This is a genomic window from endosymbiont GvMRE of Glomus versiforme, assembly GCF_003546845.1.
Genome location: NZ_NWVA01000009.1, coordinates 319,144 through 341,647, shown reverse-complemented (window position 1 = coordinate 341,647; position 22,504 = coordinate 319,144). Strand labels below are relative to the sequence as shown.

Below are 22,504 nucleotides of genomic sequence, written 5' to 3'. Positions count from 1 at the left end.
GGAGAAACCAGAGGCATGATTATGATTCTCGTGCAAAAAAAAGGCTGTAAGTTTATAAGGAACCTTATATTAGAAGACAAGGTAAATGAAGAAACTGTACATTTAAAACTAACTTTACCGTTTTTGATAAGTCAATGTTAAATAACATAAAATTAAATTCTTTTTTAGTGATTTCCTGACATTATCGAATTAGAAAAATAAATAATTCTCTGACCTTGTAATATTAATTTTAGCATTTAGTAAAATAGTAAAAGTAAAATAAATAGTATTACAAATGGGACCGTGGCTCAGTGGTTAGCGCGCTCCGTTGATAACGGAGAGGTCGGTGGTTCAAATCCACCTGGTCCCACCATGATTATTAAAAATGTGGAAGGAATTAATAATTTTTATATTAGGAATAACTTTAGGAATGATAGTGAATATTCTTCTTATAATTTGAGGGATATTATCTTTTTCTTTAGATGTTAAATGTATTAAGTGTAAAGAAAGACAAGTACTTCAAATAGCAGTTTTTAGATTGAAATTAATTAATTATGATACTAACTGTAAAAATTGTAGAGACTTAATACCTCATACAAAAATAAAAAAATGTTAAATATTGGGAGTGATACTCAAGTGGTTAAGAGGATTTCCTGCTAAGAAATTAGGTTGGCCTAATAGCCAGCGCGAGAGTTCGAATCTCTCTCACTCCGCCATTTTGCTTTATTTTGATCGGACTATACAATTATAATAAAAGTTCAGAGAGTGTTTATATTTAATTTCGTAATTTCGAAGAAGAATGCTAGATGAATTTTATTATATGTTATCACTAATCAGCTAAATTATAATAAAATATGAACAAAAATATTACGAAAGAATTTTATAAAAAAATTGATCTTCCTTATAAACTTAATGAGCTAGAACCAATAATTAACTTCTTGTCCATGCATTATCATTATGATGTTTTGCATGAAAATTATAAAATAAATCTTAACGAAAAAATACTAGAAGAAATAGAAGAAGAAAAGCTAAGGAAAGATTTTCCTACTCTAGAAAAATTAATGAAATGTTGAGAACAGTTACCATCTAAACTGAAAGAAGATGTGCGTTTTTTTGGAGGTGGACTAATTAATCATAATTTCTTCTTTGCAAATCTTACTAAACCTTACAAAGAAGAGGAGAAAATTGATCCAGATCTGTTAGCGCTTATCCAAAAAAAATATACTAGTTTAAAAGAATTAAAAGCAAAACTAATAGAAAGTTCCTTAAAAGTTCGTGGAAGTGGATGAACTTGATTAGTGCTAAATGAAGATAATCAATTACAAATTGTCAACACTGCCAATCAGGATAGTCCATGATTGTTTAATTTGCGCCCACTTATTGCTATCGATGTTTGAGAGCACTCCTATTATCTTGATTTTGGAACTGATCGCAAAGAGTACGTGAAAAAATTGTTAGGACATCTATTAAATTGGAAGTACATTAGTAATGTTTATCTTGACTACAAAAATTCTTAATTATTCTCTGGTCCTCTTCACTTTTTTTGAGAAATGTCGTCATCAATTGGTAATTAATGTTTCTATTTCTTCTCTTCGCACCGAAAAATTCAAAAAGTTCTATTTTTTGTCTAAATCCTAGCAAGAGTAAAAAAAACTTCTACTTCTCTAAAAAATGAATTGCAGAAAAGATTAAAATTGAGCATAACAGTGATAAAACTACTAAGCTTTAGTAAACTTCCAATTTCAAATCCTTAACAGTTAAATAGGAGCAGTTCGCACTCCTGAGTTTTTTTTTATTCTTAACAAAAACTGAAACAAAGTAGAAAAATAACATATCTTTCTTTGTTCGTAAAAAACTCTGCTAAAAAAAATCAGTTCCTGTTGACGTCAATAATAAGTAATGCTAAATAATTTATTTGTCATTTTCGACTTTACTTTTATTAAACTTTAAAACTATCTAATATTTTTCTAATTATTGACAGCTTCTTAAAAAAAACATATAAACAAAGAAAAATAGATATTTAAAAAAATTAAGTAAATTTATTGTTAAAAAATAATTCTTGAAACAATAAATCGAAACTTATTCAAAACAAAATATTTTGTTACTGTTAAAGTTATCTTTGAATACACAAGTTGATTTTCCGGCGCAACTTCCTAACAAAACCAAACTCCCAGAAGAACAAGTAAAATCTTTTTCAAAACAACCATTATTATTGGGAGTACAATTTTGAACTGAATTTGAATCACTAAGGCAATCTCTTATTTGCTCTTTAGTTGCACCATTTATACCTACAAACTCTCCTAGTCCATTATTGTCAGTGCTGGGCGGAGTTGGAAAAGCTCCAATTTTACAGTTATTAGTAGTAGTGCAAAAACCAATAGAACAAGCAGTTGTGCTACTAGAAGTGAAGGTGGTAGTATCAGAACTAGCGCTACTGGTTGTTGTAAAAACCGAAGTGCTTATACTTTCGGTTTTTTGTTTGTCTAAAAAAACAAGAATATTTTAAGACAAAATAAACTTGTAAGCTTGAAGATTTAGCGTAAAAAAATCAATTTTGTTACTTTCACTACCTTCTACTCTAAAAGACTTAGAAAACTTTATATTTGTAGCATCATTTTTAAAAGCAACAGCGCACTTAAATATGCCTGGTGTATAATTTTCGAGGAAGATTGCTAATGGCGATATGGTTAAAGCTTCACTTCTGATATCCTTTATGTTTACAGACGCCACTTGTTTCCCAGGTGTACCATCATCGTTAAGTGTAAAAAACAACAAAAGGCCTTGAGTATATGGAGTATCTTTACTTACTATCCAAGTAAATTTAACAGAGTCGGTTTTTTCAAACGCCATTCCAGGAAAATCTACTTTTAACACTTTGTCTTACAACAAAAAAAACACTCTTGCTTTTAGTATTTTTATTTTATTATGAAAATAATAAGTGTTTTGTTAAAAGAAGATAACACCTACGAGAAGCAGAAAAACCAATAAAAATCAAACTTGCTAAGAGAATTGTAAACTTAGACATAATTATTTCTTTTAATTTTAGATCAAAAGAAAATAAAGTAAAAAAAGATTGAATAAATCAAGTCAAAGTGTTTTTTTTGCATTTATATACACTTATTATAAACAAATTATTTATAGGAATAAGGGGGGAAAATCTATTTTTTCTGAAGCATATTCTGAAACATAATATAGAAAAAAACTTTTTGTTTTTCAAACCCAATAGAAATAATTAATTGATAACTTTAGGACAATAGAAAACTGTTTTTTTAAAAACGGACCTTTAGTCAAGAAAATTTTAACATGTCATCTTGTTTTTGAGAGTAGTTACGCACATAGTACTGAGTTCATTTTTTTAATACTATTTTTTTTTCATATCAGCGTCCATGTTAAACATATTAATAAAACTTATAATAATAGATAATAATTTAAATAATTTAATTAAAGAAGACCAAAAATTTTTGTAACTTATTTATAGATGTAAAAAAAATGAAAAATTCGCACTCCCGTCGTTATCGAGAAATTAAAGAAAAGATCTCTAATAAGCATTATAATTTATCTGAAGCAATAGAATTTTTGCGTGCTAATAATCCTGAAAAATTAAAAAACATTAAAGTGAGTTTTTCCCTTCATTGAGTTAATCAAAAAAATATTCTGAAAACTAAATTAATTTTGCCTCATAAGGTTGAAAAAGAAAGAAAGGTGGCAATAATAAAAGAAGGACTACCAGAGGATATTTTAGAAAAATGTCAAAAAATTAAGGAAGTTGAGTTATTAACTATACCCGAAGTTCGTCAGAGGGTAGAGAAAAAAAAATCCCATTGAGATTTTACCAAAATATTAGTTCATTCTGCTAGCGAAGAAACAATTAAGCCATTACAAAAATTATTAGGTCCTAAAAGTCTTTATCCAACTAAAAAAAATAGTTCATTAACCGAAAATATATTAGAAGAAATTGAGAAATTTCAAAAAGGAGAAATTGAAATAAAAACTGATAAAGCTGGTAATATTCAAATGGTAATTGGCGACAGTAATTTTAGTTCTGAACAATTAGAAGAAAACTATAAAATTTTGTACAGCAGTATAACTAGTTTAAGACCTAGTAGTTGAAAAGGAGATTTTGTAAAAAACATAACTCTTTCTACTACTATGGGCCCGGGTTTAAAAATGTTTAAAACTTAGAACTTTAAAAACAAATTAAATCTTAACCGCTGTTTTAGAAGAGTTAAAAAAAAGTTATGTAAAATTTATTTAATAATATTCATAGTGATTATGCCTGCTATTAGCAAAGAAAAACAAAAGCAATTTATCGTTCAAGATATTAAAAATAATTTTCATAATTCTAAGGCAGTTATTTTTTATAACTTCTGTAAAGTTGAAGATAGAGAAATATTCTGTTTAAAAAGAGAATTAAAAAAGATTGGAAGTTATTGAAAAATTTATAAAAATAGTTTAGTAGAAAAAGCTTTTTTTGATTATTCTTTAAAATTAAAAGAATCTAATGCTTCTATCTTTTGTCAGGAAGACGAGTATAAACCATTAAAAATTCTCAATAAATTTGAAAAGGACCATCCTGAAGTTAGGCGATTTCAAGGTGGCATCTATAATCAACAACTAGTAGAAAATACCTTGCTAGAAAAATGAGCCAACTTGCCAAGCAAAGAAGTACTAATAAATACCTTATTCTATTATCTTAATTTTCATACCAGAAGACTTGTTGATGTTTTAGAAAAAATTAAATCAGCCCAAGAAACAAATCAATAAAATATGTCAGAAATAAAAAATAGCAACGAAGTAAGCACAATCAAAGAAAATATAAAAAAATTAAATTTAGGGCAAATCAGCGAATTAATAGATGGTTTAAAAAAAGATTTAAATATTGAGGAACAAGCCCTGGTTCAGCCTATAGCCGCAACTAAAACCGAAGAAAAAGTTGAAGAAAAAGGTAATGTTTCAGTTAAATGAGTGAAAATGAAAGATGAAAAGGCTACCATGACTCCAATACTAGAAGATATAGTGATTGCCGTTAAAGAACTAGAAGAAAAGAATATAACCAAATTTGAAGCTATGAAACTTGCTAAAAAAGGAATTGTTCTAGAAAATATTCCATGAGACAAAGCCGAAGAATTTAAAAATAAAATGGAAAAAAAAGGGGCAGAATTTGAAATTATTAAATAAAAAATTTTTTTATAAATGTCATCGTATCGAATAATTAAAAGTGGGAAAAATCAGCGACGAGAATACTTAGGTCCCAATCATTCACCGCTTTTTCAGAACCTACCAGATAAAAACTTTGCTCAAGAGCGAAAAAAAAAATATAACGATCTTTTTAATAGATTGTCAAAATTAATACACTTTTACTTTCCTGAGAAAAATCCGATCGAATTTAGTGATTATAATAACAAAATTAAGATAGAAATTAAGAACATAGAATGCCAAGAGTTAACAATAAAAAAAAAAATAGGAGATAAAGAAATCGAGGTTAAGGTTACCGAAGAGGAAGCGCGGGACAATTTTCTTACATGGAGTAATGCAATTTCTTTCTTTTGAAAAGTTATTTGAGATTGTGAAAGAATTCGAGAAGTTAAACTCCCAAGTAGTAATTTAAAAGAATGTATCACCCAATGAATAGAAGAAAGTTTTAAAATTGAAGAATTTACATGTGAAAGAAAAGTTTTTTCATCAAGCGAATTAACATTATTATTAACTCAAACTAAAAAAGAACTTCGAGAATTTCTGCTAGATAAAGAACAAAAAAAGAAAAAGTCACATGAGAATATTTCTTGACGTTTAACTAACAAAATTAAATCGTTAGAGAATAATGAATATGAAGAATGAGAAATAAAAGAATTAGAAAGCAAAGATAAAAAATTGAGGATAACTCTTGAAATTTTAGAAAAAAGGCAGGATAGTATGTCGGTTGGATTTCGTTATGAGCAAACCGCAAAGGTAATTTTCTGTCACTTACCTAAAATGAACTCTTGCGGGAATTTTATTATTAACGGCCACGATAAAGTGGTAGTGTTTCAGTCAGTTCGCGCACCTTCGATCTATTTTTTTACAAATGAAGCAAATGGTTTTTATGGCGAAATTATTCCTCTAAAAGGTTCGTGAATTCGTATCTTTCGCAATGTTAAAAAGCCACGAGCTATTGAATTAAAATTCCTTAACTCTAAACTTGTAGTTGATTTGCTAGAAATTTTTAAAAGTTTTTCAGTTACTCAGGAGTTACTAGAAAACTTATTCAGTTATGAAGACCTAAATATTGAAGATTATCAAAAAACTAAACCGTTAGAAACTGGAAAAGATGGTTTACCTAATTTTTTGTTCACTAATTATAACTCTTACTTTACTGTTGGAAAATTAGGGCGGAAGAAAATTAATGAAAAAGTAAATATCCTCAAACAAGCCTCTGGTCAAGTACTAGCTGAAGATATTTACAATAGTAAAGGAAGATTACTTTTAAAAAAAAATACTCTTCTTGCTGGAAAAGAATTGAAATTGTTACAAAATTTTCTGAATAAAGACGAATTAGTGGGCATTTCTATTCCTCATTCAACCAACGTTTTATATATTATAAAAATAATAAAATCATCTCAAGATCAAAAAGTTATTGAAGAAATTAAAACCAAAATTGCTGAACTAGAAAAATCAATAGACAACTTAGCTTTAACATTATCCAATCCAAAAATACCTATTCAAAAAATTGAAAACAAAACTGATAAAGCTTTTGAAGTAGTTAAATTTGAAATGGAAGAAGAGGTAATTGAGTTAAAGAAACAATTGAAACAAGCAGAGTCAGCTCAAAAAACTATATCTATAATTACCAGCAAGGATCTACCAGAAGAAAAAAAATATTTTGATCTAGCTGATCTGATATGTATTGTTTCTAGTTATATTAATTTGCATCATGGATTAGGCAAAACAGAAAAAGATGAAGACAAAGATAACTTAACTAACCAAGTTGTTCGTAGTGTAGAAGATTTAGTATACAATATTTTTGATAACAAATTGGGTAGTTTTCTTCAAGACATAGATAATAAGTATTTAGCCAAAATTTCACAATTAAAAAAAGCTGACTTGTTAGCAATACCTAACTTAAAGGATTTCGATAATATAATTAAAACTTTTTTTAATGATTCAGCTTTAGTACAACTCCAAAATCAAAATAATCCTCTAGCTGAAATTTCCTACATTCGAAAATTAAGCGTGCTTGGGCTAGGTGGATTTAGTTCTGCTAATACTACTTTAGCAGCACGTAATATTAACCCTTCATATTATGGTCGCTATGATTTAATAGAAACTCCTGAAGGACAAAAAGTTGGTTTAATTCATAATTTAACTATTGGGGCTGAAATAAATAATTATGGACAAATAACTGCTCCTTATTATCTAGTGCAAAATGGCGTAATTTCCCCCCAGTTAGTTCATTTGACTAGCGAAGAAGAGTGAAATAAATATATAGTTCATGCTAATATAAAAATTGACGAAGAAAACAGAATTTTAGAAGAAACATTATTGGCCCGTTATCAAGGGGATTTTTTAAAAATAAAAAAAGAAAAAGTAAATTATATTGACAGTTCTTTTTATCAGTTAAATTCAGTCACTAGTGCAACCATTCCTTTTTTTCATCATAACGATTCTACTCGTATGTTAATGGCTACTAACATGCAACGCCAAGCAGTAATTTTATTGAAGAGCGAAGAACCTTTGATAACCAGCGGGATAGAATCTAATCTGTTAAACAATTCGTCTTTTGTTATCAAAGCTCAAGAAGGAGGAACAGTAGAATACGCAGATAACAAACATATTATAATAAAAGAAGACAATAACAAAAAAGAAAAATATTATGAACTAAAACAATTAATAGTTTCTAACAAAAATGTTCTTAGTTTCTCCCAATCTTTAGTCAAAAAAGGCGAAATAATTGAAAAAGGACAAATAATTGCCAGTGGTAATTATGCTAATAATGAAGAATTATCACTTGGTTATAATCTGAGAGTAGCTTATTTATGTTGAGAAGGTTACAATTACGAAGATGCGATTATCATCAGCGAAAGGTTGGTAAAAGAAGATATATTTACCTCATTCTTTGTTAAAAAACATACTATTGTACGTCGCAACACTAAATATGGTCCAGAAACTTTTACTTCTTTTTCTTCTAGTTTAGAAAAAAGTAAGTTCTCTCATTTAGATGAAGAGGGAATAGTAAAGTTAGGTACTAGGGTAAAAGGGAATGACATCTTAGTTGGTAAACTTACTCCCGAACCCAGCCTCCAAAAGGAAACTGAAGAAGAATTGCTCTTGATGAATATTTTAGGAGAAAAAACTCGACGATTTGTAAATTCTTCTCTATTTTTGCCTTCTGAGGAAAAAGGATTTGTTTACGATATCAAAAGAAAAAACCTAAATAAAAAAGAGGATGAATTAGAATTAGTAGAAATATACGTAGCACAAAAGAGAAAAATAGAGCCAGGTGATAAATTGACCACTCGATTCGGTAATAAAGGAGTAGTAGCTAAAATCGTTCCTGAAGTTAATATGCCTTTTGATGAAGAAGGAGAAACTATTGACATAATTTTTAACCCATTGGGTATTCCGACTCGAATGAATCTTGGCCAGTTGCTCGAAACTATACTAGCAAAAGCAGCTCATAAGCTTAACAAAAAATTTCTTGTTAGACCCTTTTCCACTCTTTCTTTAGAGACAATCAAAGAAATAATTGAAGAAGCAGGAATAGAAAATTGAGGGTCCCAGAGATTATTTGATGGCAAAACCGGCTTACCTTTTAGGAAAAATATTTATAATGGCTATATATATACTATAAAACTAAATCACATGACAATTGATAAACTTCACACAAGAAATACGGGTCCTTATTCATTAATCTATCAACAGCCTTTAAAAGGCCGATCTCAAGAAGGCGGACAAAGAATTGGAGAAATGGAGGCTTGAGTGTTAGAAGCTCACGGAGCTGCTTACAATTTAATGGAGATGATGAGCGCTAAATCAGATGATATATATAAAAAAAGGTTAACGCAAAATGCTTTATTATTCGACAATCGTAAAATCGATCTTCGAAATAGTCAAAGTGAAAGTTTTAACCTTTTGTTACAATACCTACGAGGAATTGGTTTCGATCTTAGAGCTACTGATTATCAAGGGAAAGAAATCGATTTTTACGAGACTTTTAGTAAAAAAAATAAGTAAACATGAATTTAATACAATCATTACGAATTAGTTGGCTTTCGCCACAAAGAATTACCCATCTTTCTTTTGGAAATATCACTAATCACAAAACAGTGAATATTCGAACTTTTAAAGCTGAACCAGGGGGTCTTTTTGATCCAAGAATTTTTGGTCCCTCTATTAATTATGAATGTCATTGCGGAGAGTGCAAGGGTAAACAAAATGAAGGTCAAGTATGTGAAAAATGTAAAGTTTTGGTAGCTGAAAAAAATATTCAACGTTGAAGAATCGGTCATATAGATTTAGTTACTCCTGTAGTCAACATAGCTATTTTTAAAAACTTGGCTACTAATTTAAGTAGGTTGTTAGGAATACCAGCCAAGACTCTAGAAGATATTATTTATTTTCAAGCTTACGTAGTTATTGACAATGGCCTAACTAGTTTATTAAAAAAAAAGCAAGTTCTAAATAAAAACATGGACATGAATCTAGTTAGTAATATTTTGCAGGAGATTATAAAGGACGAAAAGTTAGATAAAAAAATTATTTCTCAAGCTAAGGAATTAAATAAAGATGTTGAAAAAGATAAGCAAGAAAATACAGGAGCAAGTATCATCTTTTTAGAAAATTATTTAAACTTTTTAGAAGAACATTGGCAGATAAAGATCAAGATTGGAACTGAAGCTTTTGCAGAGTTAATTAGAACAATCAATATAAAAGAAGAATTAGAAAAAATGCGAGAAAGTGACGAGAAATCGTTGGGAAAATCCGATCTTGAAAAACTGAGATTTTTACAAGCTCTGCAGAAAAATAACATAGAACTTGAATGAATGATCATTCATAAACTTCCAGTAATTCCTTGCGGTCTACGACCAGTTACTAAGTTAAAAGAAGAAAATACTGTTTTTATTGCTCAACATAACAATCTTTACCATAAAATATTATTCATTAATAATAGATTATCTGAATTTCTTAATAGCGAATTTTTTTTTAATGAGATAATTTATAGCGAAAAGAAAAGACTACAAGAATCAGTTGATCAAATTATATATGGATCATCACGTGGTAGTCAACAAAATGAGATTAAAAGTTTGTTACAAAGTCTGAGTGGCAAAGAAGGAATAATACGTCGTTACTCTTTGGGGAAAAGAGTAGATTATTCAGCTAGGTCAGTAATCGTCCCTAATCCTAATTTATCTTTTGACCAAATAGGCTTACCAACAAAAATGGTTCTTGCTCTTTACAAACCATTTATTATTAGAAAAATACTAAAGGAGAAAATTGCTTTCACGGTTAAAGAAGCCGAAAAATTATTATCAGAAGAAAATCCCATTGTTTTTTCTTTTTTAAGCAAAATCATTTCAGATCATCCAGTACTAGCTAATAGAGCTCCTAGTTTGCATCGTCTTAGTATTCAAGGATTTTATCCTCAACTATCACTTAGTAATTCGGTTGAATTACATCCTTTGATAACTACGGCTTTGAATGCTGACTTTGATGGAGACCAGATATCTATTCATTTACCTTTAACTAATGATGCATGTAAAGAAGCTAAAGACTTTATTTTATCCTCTCATCATATTATTGATCCAAAAAACGGTTATCTTATATCTGTACCTAATCAAGATATGATTTTAGGAATTTATTATTTAACTAAAGAAAGCAAAAACAAAAATTGACATTACTATGATGAAATAAGCAATCTTTGAAAAAGTTATGAACAAGGAAAGATAGATATTCATGACTTAGTTGTTATTCCATCTTGTCTGGTCAATCGTAACTTTGCTGATAACAAAGACCAACTTTTTTTTACTACTTTAGGCAAAATTATCTTTAATGAAATTTTGCCTTCAAGTTTTTCTTTTTATGTTAGTGACTTAAGAAGTTATAACGAAAAAGAAGAACAGTATCAAGGAATGATAACAAAAATAGATAAAAACGAAGTTGATGAAAAATGAAGAATATACCAACCTTTAGCAGGGTGAAAAAAAAAAGACATCATTGAATTTCTCAATAAACTAGTTAAAGAAGTGTCACGAAAAGAAATGGTTTGTTTTCTAGATAAATTAAAAAAAATCAGTTTCACCTATGTTACTCGTTCTGGAATTAGTATTTCACCCTTTGAATTGGATGAAGTAACTTCTAAAAAAGAACTATTAAGAAAAACCGAGAAAAAAATTGAGCAAGTAGACTATCATTACTCTCAAGGTTTTTACACCGAAAAACAAAAAATACAGAAAAAAATTGAGTTTTGAGGAGAATGTAAAGATGAATTGCAAAGACAATTAATCAACAACTTAGAAAAAAATAGCAACAGTTCTTTTTATCACATCTGGAATTCAGGAGCAAGAGCTAGTAGCGAAAATCTTGCACAACTTTTTGTCATGCGCGGTCATACTACTAACTATCTAGGAGAAATTGTTGAAACACCCATTATTTCTTCCTTATGAGAAGGATTATCACCTTTTGAGTTTTTTACTTCAGTTTATGGAGCGATGAAGGGAATGATTGATTTAGCTCTAAAAACAGCTATAGCAGGTGATTTGACTCGAAGACTAGTCGAGTCTACTCAAAGTATCTCTATAAATTCTTCTGATTGCCAAACTGATAAAGGAATACTGTTAGAAGAAAATGATGAACTACCGTTATTCAAGCAATTATACGGGCGCTATTTAATTCGTAATATTTGCAACAAAAAAGAAGAAATTATTATAACTAGCGAAACTCTTTTGCTAGAAAAAGAAATAGGAATTATTCAAGAAAATCAAATAACTTCAGCATGAGTTCGTTCCCCATCGAGTTGCGAATCAGTCAAAGGCATTTGCCAAAAATGTTATGGATCAGATCTAAGCAAACCTGGTGAAGTTGTGACAATTGGAACAGCTGTCGGAATAATTGCCGCTCAGTCTCTAGGTGAGCCAGGAACTCAATTAACCATGAGAACATTTCATACTGGAGGGATAGCGGATAGCGAAGGAGACATTACTCAAGGATTACCAAAAATTAAACAAATACTTGATAATATAAAGGTAAAGAAAGAAGAAAAAGCCATTTTAGCAAAAAATGATGGTGAAATAATAAATATAGAAGAAAAAATAATTAAGCAAAAAGATGGGACAAAAATAATCATTTATCCAAGAAGTGAAGACAAATTAATCAGAGTTAGTCTAGGAAACAAGATAAAAAAAGGCGAAAAAATCACTGTAGGAAAAGTCGATCTAGAAGAATATTTAAAAATAGCTGGAAGGGACAATTGCCAGACTTACATCAAAGAAGAAATAAATAAAGTGTATAGCAGTCAAGGTATAGAAATTAATGGAAAGCATATCGAAATATTTTCTAGACAAATGTTATCTTTAGTAGAAATAATAGAAACAGGTGATAGTGAATATTTAACAGGTGATATAATAAACTACTACCAAGTACAAAAAGTTAATCAGTCACTAGCAGCACAGCAAAAAAAACTCATCATCTTTAAAAATATTATTTCTAGTTTAAAGGATTTATCATCTTTTCCTTCTTCTTTTCTTGCAGGTATTTCTTTTCAAAATTCTCTAAAAAACCTAATTAATTACTCCTTATACAGACCAGTTGATGAATTGTTGGGCAGTAAGGAAAGTTTAATTGCTGGTCAACTAATTCCGGTTGGCACAGGATTCAAAGAAAGAGAAAAACACTTGATTAAAAAACGCAGATTAACAAAAAACATAAATTAAAAAATTAAATAGGGAAAATATATGAAGAATTCCTTTAACAAAAGAAACTTTAAGCTTAGCAATAAGTTCAAAATCAAAATGAGCTTTCCTCTTATTCATCGTATTTTTGTTCGTCAATCTGTTCGTCAATCAAAGAAATAATTTGTCCTCTTTTTAAATCCTTTAGGGTTATCTCCACTATTACTTTTCTACCTTCTAGAAATTTTCTTCTTGCCTTTTTTTTTCCTTGAGCAGTGCGAAAGCGAGCAGCAATATCGGCAACGATTACTTTTTTATTAGCAATACATTCAACTAAAAATGTATTATTTACTAACGAATTACTAATTATTTTACCCTGTACCTGAAAAAAGTTTTCATTAGAGTTCTTATTTTTTTTGACATAATTGCCAGCTTTCATAAGAATATTTTACTATTCTGAGAATAGTTTTTATTTAATATAATCAAGATCTTATTACAACATTGACGAGAAAATAATGTGGCTTATGTAGCACACGAAACCTTATTAGAAGCAGGTTCAACAGGACAAAGGCAATGAACTAATCTGCAAAATACTCTCAGTACTAAATCAGAAGCTCAAATATTTCTTTTTGATGAAGCTAGCAATGCTTTAGAACAAAAAAAGGCAAAATCAATTTTATCAAAAGTTAGTATTCATTTTTTTGACGAGTTTAATAAAGATTTAGAAATTATAGAAGTCTAAAAATTAGTATCTTTTTGATATTTTTTTCAGCAAAATACTATACACAGAGATGCAAATTAATTGAAGTTGTAAAACACACTACTAATAATCAGCATAACGGGCCATCGCATCCTCACTGCTTAACCCTGATGAAAAATTAGCAGAAGAAATTTTTGAACTAATCTCTTTTAAATAAACAAAATTATAAATTAATTCTAATGGAACATTTTTTTGTCATTTGGGACTTTTAATACTTTCTCCTGCTTCTTCCAAAGGAGCGTATCCATTTATTTCTTTGTTTCAAGGCAACTCGGCTTGGCGGGCAAATTTTTTATAATCGCCCGCTCTTATTCGATAATCCGAGAACTTTTGAAATTTAGGAAGATTTAAAAGTTGTAAGGCGGGGCAAATAAGATCCTTAAAAGCGGCGTAAGTAACTGAATCTTTGAACTCAAATTCTCATCTGATTATTGGCTCTAAGTGATATTTAGCAGTGATGGGACAGAGAATTTTCCACCCCTTCCCTTTGGTTCAAATAGAATCGTCGCTCGTGTCGCAAGCCTTTCAGTAGCAATTTTTCTTCATATAGTTACGGTTAGAAAAACTCAAACACATTTTAATAATATCGGTCAATTGTCAACTTTCTTTGGCTTGTCAAATAAACTCAGGTAAAGAACTTCGAATATCCTTTTCAATTTGTTCGATATAACCATAGTCGTTATTGATAAATACGTGCGAGTAGCACTTGGGCTTACGGACTCTTCCACTTATATAAGTTAAGTCTATCCCTTTTTTCTTATCCTGATAACAGTCATAAGTAACTCGAAAGAATTTATAAATCCTCATGCCTGATAATAAACCAACTTTCTCTGCTAACTCTTTATTAGATCGCATTTGAAAGGATTTGGCTAAATATTTAGTTAGGTAGGTGACTACTCCTTCTACAGACCCAATTAGCTTGTCGCTAATTTTCAAATAAGACAACCGCTTAATATCAACTAGTCCATGGTTTCAAATATCATGAACAATATAAGCGCGATGGTCCCAACAAACTTGGGAATTGCCCCGCTTATTATATTTGCCTAATCCACAAACCTCATGGTTATATTTGGGTGGTAAAAAATTGGTTGAGAGCATATGAATGTGCCAATTGCGAAGACAATCATGTTTTGTTGGACAACAGCAATGAGATTTATCGTGGTCTTTTCAAGAACTTTTGCGATGTTTTTTGCCCAGCCAATGACAAGAAGTTTGGCACTTGTGAAGTTCCGGAACTGCAACATATTTAAAACCATTTGGTCTTCAAATTTTCTGAATATCATTAATAGCTCGTTTAAAGAGGTCATTTACTCCTTCTAAATTTCTCCCCAATCTTTTTTTAGCAATTTTTTTCTCGGCTAAGAAGGAAGAAATTAGACGGGAAACTCGACGGTAAAAATGCTTGCCATTACAACCAGGAACCAGACATTTTCCTTTTTTTCGCCAGGGAGCAAAAGAGAAGGGCATTTTATTCTGATAATTGTTGAAAGTAAAAGTAGAAAAATATAAGCCTTGGTCAAGGTCTTCCGGAGTAAAGTTCATAAGAACTTTTTGTTGAAAATTCCGCAAAGAAGCACAAAAACTACCTTTTTGAGTTAAATTAGTAGCCAATTGGTATAAATCTTTTTCCTTTTCTTCATCATGAAAGATGGGCTTTCTTTTCCTTTTGGGTCCTTTTCGGTAAATACCTAAGGGAACCTGACCAAAAGAAATTTTAACTTTCTGAATTTTCTCGCCAAAATCCGTGATAGAAAAATTGATTAATTTGCCAGAACTAGCCGAGTCAGTAAATAAATTAGTAAGATTTTCCAGTTGCAAAATAGAGACAATATTTAAATAGATTTAGGCATGATCTTTTTTTCATTAGGATCAGATATGATGCTTAATAGTTTTAATAAAAACTCCCTCGGAGTAGTAAGCAATAACTCTTACTTCAACTTACTTCAAAAGAATTCTTTTGGTCTCCGACAATGCTTTGCATTTCATAACTGTTTCTTAATGGTTGGATATTCCTTTTTTGATTAGTCGAGAACTAGCAGTCTTGTAAACATTAATGAACTTACTTAACTTACTATTCGGATAGGCTTTGAATAAACAATGGATATGGTCGATATCATGTTCTATTCATGGAGAGTTATGTAGTAATTAGGAGCAATGTATTTGAATATCTCTCTTTTAGTCGGTTAGTACGAATACAGAATGATTGTTGCTATCTAGTTCCATATACTATATTATATAAAAAAATATTGTTAGCATTAGTTTAATGTTAAAACTTATATATTAAAAAATAAAAACAAAATATTATTAATGACAGAAAGTGTAAGACTCAAAATAAAACAAATAAAAACTATTGGTTTTGAGGAGATCAAAGAATCCAAGTGGTTTAGAAAAGGTCAGGAGGGGAAATTTTTTTTGAAATTAAGTATAGAAGAATATAAAACGACATGACAAGATGAAGATGAAGATGAACCACATGAAAGAGGAATTCATCAGATACTTATTGATTTAGTTTATAAAGAAGGAGAAAAAAAGGGACAAGTTGATGTTCTTTACGAACCATTAGTTGCTTCTAATCCCATAGGTAAAGAATTTATTATTCAAGATTTGAACTGAGATAAAGTGTTGCTTGAGGAATCATGATGAATAGGAGAAAAAAACGATGTTCTCATTATTCCAAGAGATTCTTATCATAATTTAATTTTTAATCAAGGTGATGAACCTCTGCTAGAAACTAATAGTATAAAAAAAAAATGAGATTTTCCCAAAGAAGAAGAAGTTAATAATGCTAATAAAGAAAAGTACAATGAAATAGTTAAAAATTATAGAGAAAAAATGGATAACGATCCTGTTTTGAAACAATATACTTTTTATTACGAAAACCTTACCTCGAACAGTTCTTATTATGAAATTAATGATGAACACAAATTGAACGATTATTTTAATTCAGAGGTAGAAGAAATCGCAAAACAAAAACCGATTACACCAGCAACATTAAAAGATGATGATGATGATGATTTAGTATCTAGAAGAAAAGAAGAGCTAAAAAAATATATTAAACAATATGGCGAGATAATAATTGCTAAAAGAAAAGTAATAAAAAAATTAAACCAACACTTTTATAAATGGAGAGCAGAAGGAGGTTTAACTGATAGAGAACATAATAATGAAGTTAACGAATGTGAAAAACTATGAAAGGAAGATCCTAATGAATTAAGGTTTAATGAATTAATTAACAATTTTGAAAAAGATGAAAAATTTGTAAACATAAAGAAAAATTTTGAAGATGAATCTGCTCAAGAAAAAGATGTTGGAATAAGAGCTGATATTAAAATTTCTGAAATCATTTCTGAATTATCATTACTTATTATTAAAGAAGACGAAATTCCAAGATATGATGAAGATGTAAGAGAAACAAAAAGGAAAAAGAAGAATGATTTTAAGAAGTTAAAAGAAAGAAAAGAAAAAATCTTTAACTTAAAAAAAAATATAATAGATAAATATTCTCAAATTAAAGAACAAAAAGAAAGGTGTTGACATTGTAATAAAGAGTACTATTATACTTTAACCAACATTTGAAATAAAAGAAATTTTTGCAGCGTAGAATGTGTAAATTTAGGAAAAGCAAAACTAAAAGAAGCTAAAATTGAATCAATTAAAAATATTAAAAAAGCTCTTAGAGAAAATTTCTTAACTAACAGTAATGATTTCAAGTTAGATCCTGCTTATCAATCCTGAGAAGAAAAAATTGAAAAATGTAATGACACTACTAGTCTTTCTTTTTTCGAACTTAATTTATTGACAGATATCAGAGAAAAAATAGCGGTTTTAGAGACCAATTTATTAAAAACTTCACTTGAAAACAATGAAAAATTAAGAGGAACGAAATCCTTTAATAGTTCTATAGAAAACTCTATTAACTCTTCCATTAAACAAATATTCTTAAAAGATCCTCAAGGACTTAAAGAGACGTTTTTGAAAGTAATTAAAAACAAAATGGCTGAATCTAGAGTTACAGAAGAAGATTTAGCTAATAAAGAAATAAAAGCATTTAAAGAAATAAAAACCAGTAAAAAAAATATTTCTGAGAGTCGACTAAAAAATATAAAAGAACTCCTTATTAAGTCGATTGATAATATGAGAATAAATAGATTAATGAGCAACTTGAAAACAGAGACAAACTCATCTCTAAAATATGACGATAAGAAAAAAAAAGAAGCTCTTAGAAAAAAACTACAATTACTATTAGAAAGAGATGACACAATTCTCATTAAAGAACAAGGAGTTAAAATAAGAAACCTTCTAGATAAAGTAGAAAATGATTTAAGTAGAGAAAATGATTCTTCCTCCTTGTTTCGTAATCTTCCGTGAGGAAAGATTTCGTTAGCAACATTGATAATAGGAGGAATAATAACTATCGCGATAGTAGCAACAAGAAAAAGAAGAGAATTAGTAATATCTTTGGACGATTCAGATAGTCAAAATCTTAAAAATTAAGTAAAATATATACTAATGCATGCCTGAAAACGAGAGAAAAATATCTTATATCCGTAATGTTGGTATTATGGCTCATATTGATGCCGGTAAAACAACTACCACAGAGCGTATACTTTACCAAGCTGGTAAAATCCGCGACGTAGGGGAGGTTCATGAAGGAGAGGCTAAAATGGATTTCATGGATCAAGAGCAGGAGCGAGGAATTACTATTCAATCGGCAGCTACTACTGTGTACTGAAAGGAAAACCAAATCAATATTATTGACACGCCTGGCCATGTCGATTTCACAGCTGAAGTAGAAAGATCTTTACGAGTTTTAGATGGTGGAATAGTGGTCCTAGATGGAAAAGAAGGAGTCGAGTCCCAAACTGAAACGGTTTGAAGACAAGCCAATAAATATAAAATACCCCGTCTGATTTTTATTAACAAAATGGATGGTGTTGACAATATAGATAAATTTGATAAATGTTTGGAAAGTGTTGTAAAGAAACTTAACGCCAAATGCTTAGTGGTACAATTTCCTATTGGAGCAGGTAAAGAATTAGAAGGAATTGTTGACATAATAAAAGAAAAAGCTTGCTATTTTCAAATGGGAGATAAGAAAGAAAATTATCAAGTTAAAGAAATTCCGTCTAATTTGTTAGAACAAGCCCAAAAAAGTCGCCGAGAATTAGTCGAAAAAATAATTGAGGTGGAAATGGAAAAAACGATTGAGGAAAACCAAGAAGAAAGTTTAGTTCTCAAAAAATATTGAAAAGGCGATAAATTATCAGAAGAAGAAATCAAAAAATTAATACGTCAAGCCACTTTAACTGGTCGATATTTCCCAGTATTTTGCGGTTCAGCTTATAAGCACGTTGGGATAAAATTACTTTTAGACGGAGTAGTAGACTATTTACCTTCGCCGTTAGATATTGCCGAAATACCAGTCTTTACCCTCTCGAAAAGAAATGAAACAAAAGAAAATGTTGTTATTGAAGAAATTAAAACCAAAATTGCTGAACTAGAAAAATCAATAGACAACTTAGCTTTAACATTATCCAATCCAAAAATACCTATTCAAAAAATTGAAAACAAAACTGATAAAGCTTTTGAAGTAGTTAAATTTGAAATGGAAGAAGAGGTAATTGAGTTAAAGAAACAATTGAAACAAGCAGAGTCAGCTCAAACTAAAATTAATTGCCAAAGTCCTTTATCTTGCTTAGCACTCGCTTTCAAAATCACCGTTGATAATAAATATAAGAGTAAATTGACCTTTTTTCGGGTTTACGCGGGTAAAGTATCTACAAACTCCTATATCTATAATGTTAGTCGAGACAAAATAGAAAAAATTGGTCGAGACCGATTGGTTCGAATACACGCCAACGAAAAAGAAAAAATTGAAGAAGTAGGAGCGGGTGATATTGCCGCGGCGGTCGGATTAGAACATACTATTACGGGAGATACTTGGGGAGAAGAAAAAAAACCTCTATTGTTAGAAACAATCGATTTTGTCGAACCAGTAATTTCCCAAGCCATTGAACCTAAAACCGACAAGGACAAAGACAAATTATTTGAAGCCTTAGATAAATTAAAAATCCAAGACCCTAGTTTTAAATACTGAACCGATAGAGAAACTAGACAAATAATTATTGCAGGAATGGGAGAACTTCATTTAGAAGTTTTAATAGAAAGGTTAAGAAGAGAATATAAATTAGATGTGGAAAGCAAGCAACCAAAAGTATCTTATCGGGAAACCATGAAAGAAGAATTTGAGAAAGACGAAAAAGGTAATAAAAGATATAAGAAAATTGTAATTTCTCATCTTCATAAAAAGCAAACTGGAGGAGCTGGTCAAAGAGCCGAGATCAAACTTGAATTTAAGCCTAATCCCGGAGAAGGGTTTAAATTTGTAAATGCTTTGCGGGGGGAAAAAGTAGGAAAAGGAAATTGCTACGTTCCAGCAATCGAGAAGGGTTTACTATCGGCTTTTTCTGAGGGACCTTTACTTGGCTATCCGGTAGTAGATATAGAAGTTACTCTAATTGATGGTGCTTACCACCCAGTTGATTCTTCTGATTTGGCTTTTGAAACAGCCAGCCGAGACGCTTTTCAGGAAAACGTTAACAAATCTAACACTAGCGATAAAAAAATTAACTTAGTTTTATTAGAACCAATTATGCAAATAGAGGTAGTAGTACCCAAAGAGTACATGGGAGATGTTTTAGCTAGTCTTGGTTCAAGGAGAACGATAATTGAAAATACGGAAGAAAAAGAAAATAATATTCACATTCGGGGAGAATCTCCTTTAAATGAATTACTTAATTATTCCACTATTTTACGTCAGTTAACAAAAGGTAGAGGCAGCCATTCTATAACTCCATCTCATTATCAAGAAGTTCCTAAGAACTCACAAGAAGAAATGTTAAAAGAACAAAAAGCAAAATATTGCTAAGCATTCATCTAAAAAGTGACAAGGTTTTTTTACTTCGTTTGCGAGTTAAAATGAAAAAAATAAATGTACAAATATGCTTTATTCGCCCGAAGAAAAAAGAAAAATAATTTTAGATAATTACAATAATCCCAGCAAACAAGTAGAATTAGAAGAGTTGAAAGAAAAAAGTATTGATTGACAAGTTTCTTTTGTAACTTTTCGTGGTTTGGATGCAAGTTGTGGGGATACCATTTATCTATTGATAAAAAAAAAGGATAATTTCTTGATCAAGTTATTATTCTCAGGCCAACGATCCTGTCTAATCACTGTTGCTGTTACTAACATTTTTTTCTCTTGCTTAGAAGGAAAAAGATTAAATTTTGCTCAAAAAACTTTGGATAATTGTGAAGCTATGATAGAAAGAAAAGAATATGATCTAGAAAACTGCCCTGAATTGCAAGTATTTAATGATATTTACAAGTTTCCTCATCGTGTAGAATGTATTAAGATGATAATAAGAGGAATTAGAAAAATATTAAATCTAAATTTATAGTAAAACAAACTATCATGAAAGAAAAAAACGAAAAAAAATATTTGCCTCTTTACGAAACTATTTATCATTGTATTTCTTGCGATAAAAAATATCAAACTACCTCCACTTATGTTCGAGACAATCTCATTAATAATTGTAGCAATTGTAATATCTTTTACACCGGTTCTTTGGCTAGTGAAGTAAAAACAGGAATGGTGGAGAAGTTTCATCAAAGATCCCAAAAAGTTAAAATGAAAAATAAAATTACCTAAATTAGTAGAAAAGTTCGCAAGAAAATTACTCATAAAACCCCTAATTTTCTCTACAATCAAAATGATTATTTATTTAGAAAAATGATTTGTCCTAATATAGTAAGTTTTCTAAAAAAAAATAATGACTATCAAAATTGGCTTAGTTGGTTTACCCAATGTTGGAAAAAGTAGTTTGTTTCATTTTTTAACCCGAAAAAAAGAAGGAACTAAGATTGCTAATTACCCTTTTGCTACTATTGATCCTAATCATGGTGTGGTGCTTATTCCTGATTTTCGCTTAGAAAAATTAGGCAAATATTGGCAGAGTGAAAAAATTACTCACAGTACGGTTGAAATTGTTGATATTGCTGGTTTAGTGAAAGGAGCTTCGCAAGGTTTAGGACTAGGTAATGAATTTTTATCTCATATTAGGGAAGTGGATATGATTTGGCATGTTCTCCGCTGCTTTCCGGACCAAGAAATAATACATGTGGAAAAATCGGTCAATCCTATTCGGGACTTAGAAATAATTCAGTTGGAATTAATTTCGGCTGATTTACAACAAGCGGAGAGAAAGTTAGGAAAATCAAAAGTAAAAAACGAAAAAACTCAAAAAGAAAAAGAAATTTGCGAATTAATTAAAAAAAATTTAGAGCAAGAAATACCAGTTAGTCAATTAGGTTTATCGGAAGAAGAAAAACAAATAATAAAAGGCTATAATTTTCTGACTAATAAGCCCGTTCTTTTGCTGGCTAATCATGGTGGAAACGAAACAGAAATCGCAAAATTAAAGGACTATGCTCAACAAAAACAATTAACTTTATTTCCCTTAGCGATAAAGTTAGAAAAAGAAATGGAAGAAGAAATGGAAAAATTATCTAATGAGGAAAAGCAAGAATTAGGTTGACAAAGTGTTGATTTTTCAGTTTTAACTGGAAAAATTAAGCAATTATTAAACTTAAAAACTTTTTTTACAGTTGGTGAGGATGAAACTAAAAGCTGATTAACCAAAAAAGCAATGAACGCTCGTGAATGTGCAGGGTTAATTCATTCTGATATTCAAAAAGGTTTTATTTGAGTAGAAGTGCATAAATATAATGATTGACTACAATTTCCTGGTCAGAAAAATTGAAAAGGGCTGACAAAAAAAGCAGATTATATTATTGAGGACGGGGATATCTGTCACTTTCTTTTTAGAAAAAAAAAATAAAA

Annotated in this window: 16 protein-coding genes, 2 tRNA genes and 1 pseudogene; 15 read left to right on the top strand and 4 right to left on the bottom strand. The window is 29.9% G+C overall.

Annotation, left to right across the window (positions count from 1 at the left end; genetic code table 4):
* Positions 1–276 precede the first annotated feature (276 nt).
* The 4 genes from GvMRE_RS12205 (at position 277) to GvMRE_RS12190 (ending at position 2,485) form a co-directional block, all read left to right on the top strand.
* A tRNA-Ile gene (locus GvMRE_RS12205) sits at positions 277–352 on the top strand.
* A 249-nt stretch (positions 353–601) separates the two neighbouring features.
* A tRNA-Ser gene (locus GvMRE_RS12200) sits at positions 602–695 on the top strand.
* A gap of 138 nt (positions 696–833) precedes the next feature.
* Positions 834–1,496, top strand: coding sequence for a superoxide dismutase (locus GvMRE_RS12195; protein ID WP_147411705.1), 663 nt, complete (start codon positions 834–836; stop codon positions 1,494–1,496).
* 602 nt (positions 1,497–2,098) lie between these two features.
* Positions 2,099–2,485, top strand: coding sequence for a hypothetical protein (locus tag GvMRE_RS12190; RefSeq protein WP_147411515.1), 387 nt, complete (start codon positions 2,099–2,101; stop codon positions 2,483–2,485).
* Here GvMRE_RS12190 and GvMRE_RS12185 read toward each other — a convergent pair.
* The gene (locus tag GvMRE_RS12185; RefSeq protein ID WP_172575415.1) at positions 2,482–2,853 is read right to left on the bottom strand and encodes a hypothetical protein; all 372 of its coding nucleotides are present in this window, start codon (positions 2,851–2,853) and stop codon (positions 2,482–2,484) included. The two genes, GvMRE_RS12190 and GvMRE_RS12185, sit on opposite strands and share 4 nt — an antisense overlap.
* Before the next feature lie 615 nt (positions 2,854–3,468).
* Here GvMRE_RS12185 and GvMRE_RS12180 point away from each other — a divergent pair.
* The 5 genes from GvMRE_RS12180 to rpoC all read left to right on the top strand — a co-directional run bounded on the left by GvMRE_RS12180 (position 3,469) and on the right by rpoC (position 12,884).
* Complete coding sequence (locus tag GvMRE_RS12180; protein WP_147411513.1) at positions 3,469–4,161, top strand: hypothetical protein; 693 nt, start codon at positions 3,469–3,471, stop codon at positions 4,159–4,161.
* A gap of 90 nt (positions 4,162–4,251) precedes the next feature.
* Complete coding sequence (rplJ, locus tag GvMRE_RS12175) at positions 4,252–4,743, top strand: 50S ribosomal protein L10 (RefSeq protein ID WP_147411512.1); 492 nt, start codon at positions 4,252–4,254, stop codon at positions 4,741–4,743.
* Positions 4,744–4,746: 3 nt separating this feature from the next.
* Positions 4,747–5,157, top strand: coding sequence for a hypothetical protein (locus GvMRE_RS12170; RefSeq protein WP_147411511.1), 411 nt, complete (start codon positions 4,747–4,749; stop codon positions 5,155–5,157).
* Between the two features lie 15 nt (positions 5,158–5,172).
* Entirely contained in the window at positions 5,173–9,189 is a 4,017-nt protein-coding gene (locus tag GvMRE_RS12165; protein WP_147411510.1) for a DNA-directed RNA polymerase subunit beta, read from the top strand.
* 2 nt (positions 9,190–9,191) lie between these two features.
* Positions 9,192–12,884, top strand: a complete 3,693-nt coding sequence (rpoC, locus tag GvMRE_RS12160; protein WP_147411509.1) for a DNA-directed RNA polymerase subunit beta' — start codon at positions 9,192–9,194, stop codon at positions 12,882–12,884.
* Positions 12,885–12,975: 91 nt separating this feature from the next.
* On the opposite strand, the gene GvMRE_RS12155 is transcribed toward rpoC, so the two are convergent.
* Positions 12,976–13,281, bottom strand: a complete 306-nt coding sequence (locus tag GvMRE_RS12155) for a hypothetical protein (protein WP_147411508.1) — start codon at positions 13,279–13,281, stop codon at positions 12,976–12,978.
* A gap of 78 nt (positions 13,282–13,359) precedes the next feature.
* Here GvMRE_RS12155 and GvMRE_RS12150 point away from each other — a divergent pair, with 78 nt between their 5' ends.
* Positions 13,360–13,584: a hypothetical protein gene (locus GvMRE_RS12150; protein ID WP_147411507.1), complete on the top strand. Its 225-nt coding sequence runs from the start codon at positions 13,360–13,362 to the stop codon at positions 13,582–13,584.
* An 81-nt stretch (positions 13,585–13,665) separates the two neighbouring features.
* On the opposite strand, the gene GvMRE_RS12145 is transcribed toward GvMRE_RS12150, so the two are convergent.
* Both GvMRE_RS12145 and GvMRE_RS14250 read right to left on the bottom strand, forming a co-directional pair.
* A complete protein-coding gene (locus tag GvMRE_RS12145; RefSeq protein ID WP_147411506.1) occupies positions 13,666–15,420 on the bottom strand; it encodes a hypothetical protein in 1,755 nt (584 codons plus the stop codon).
* Positions 15,421–15,542: 122 nt separating this feature from the next.
* Positions 15,543–15,776, bottom strand: a pseudogene (locus GvMRE_RS14250) (IS200/IS605 family transposase); the annotation flags it as partial.
* Positions 15,777–15,909: 133 nt separating this feature from the next.
* Between GvMRE_RS14250 and GvMRE_RS12135 the strand changes: the two are divergent.
* The 5 genes from GvMRE_RS12135 (at position 15,910) to ychF (ending at position 22,502) form a co-directional block, all read left to right on the top strand.
* Complete coding sequence (locus tag GvMRE_RS12135) at positions 15,910–18,096, top strand: hypothetical protein (RefSeq protein WP_147411505.1); 2,187 nt, start codon at positions 15,910–15,912, stop codon at positions 18,094–18,096.
* A gap of 19 nt (positions 18,097–18,115) precedes the next feature.
* Complete coding sequence (locus GvMRE_RS12130) at positions 18,116–20,530, top strand: elongation factor G (protein ID WP_147411504.1); 2,415 nt, start codon at positions 18,116–18,118, stop codon at positions 20,528–20,530.
* A gap of 73 nt (positions 20,531–20,603) precedes the next feature.
* Positions 20,604–21,062, top strand: coding sequence for an iron-sulfur cluster assembly scaffold protein (locus GvMRE_RS12125; RefSeq protein WP_147411503.1), 459 nt, complete (start codon positions 20,604–20,606; stop codon positions 21,060–21,062).
* A 14-nt stretch (positions 21,063–21,076) separates the two neighbouring features.
* A complete protein-coding gene (locus GvMRE_RS12120) occupies positions 21,077–21,313 on the top strand; it encodes a 50S ribosomal protein L31 (protein WP_147411502.1) in 237 nt (78 codons plus the stop codon).
* A 121-nt stretch (positions 21,314–21,434) separates the two neighbouring features.
* Entirely contained in the window at positions 21,435–22,502 is a 1,068-nt protein-coding gene (ychF, locus tag GvMRE_RS12115; protein ID WP_147411501.1) for a redox-regulated ATPase YchF, read from the top strand.
* Positions 22,503–22,504 lie beyond the last annotated feature (2 nt).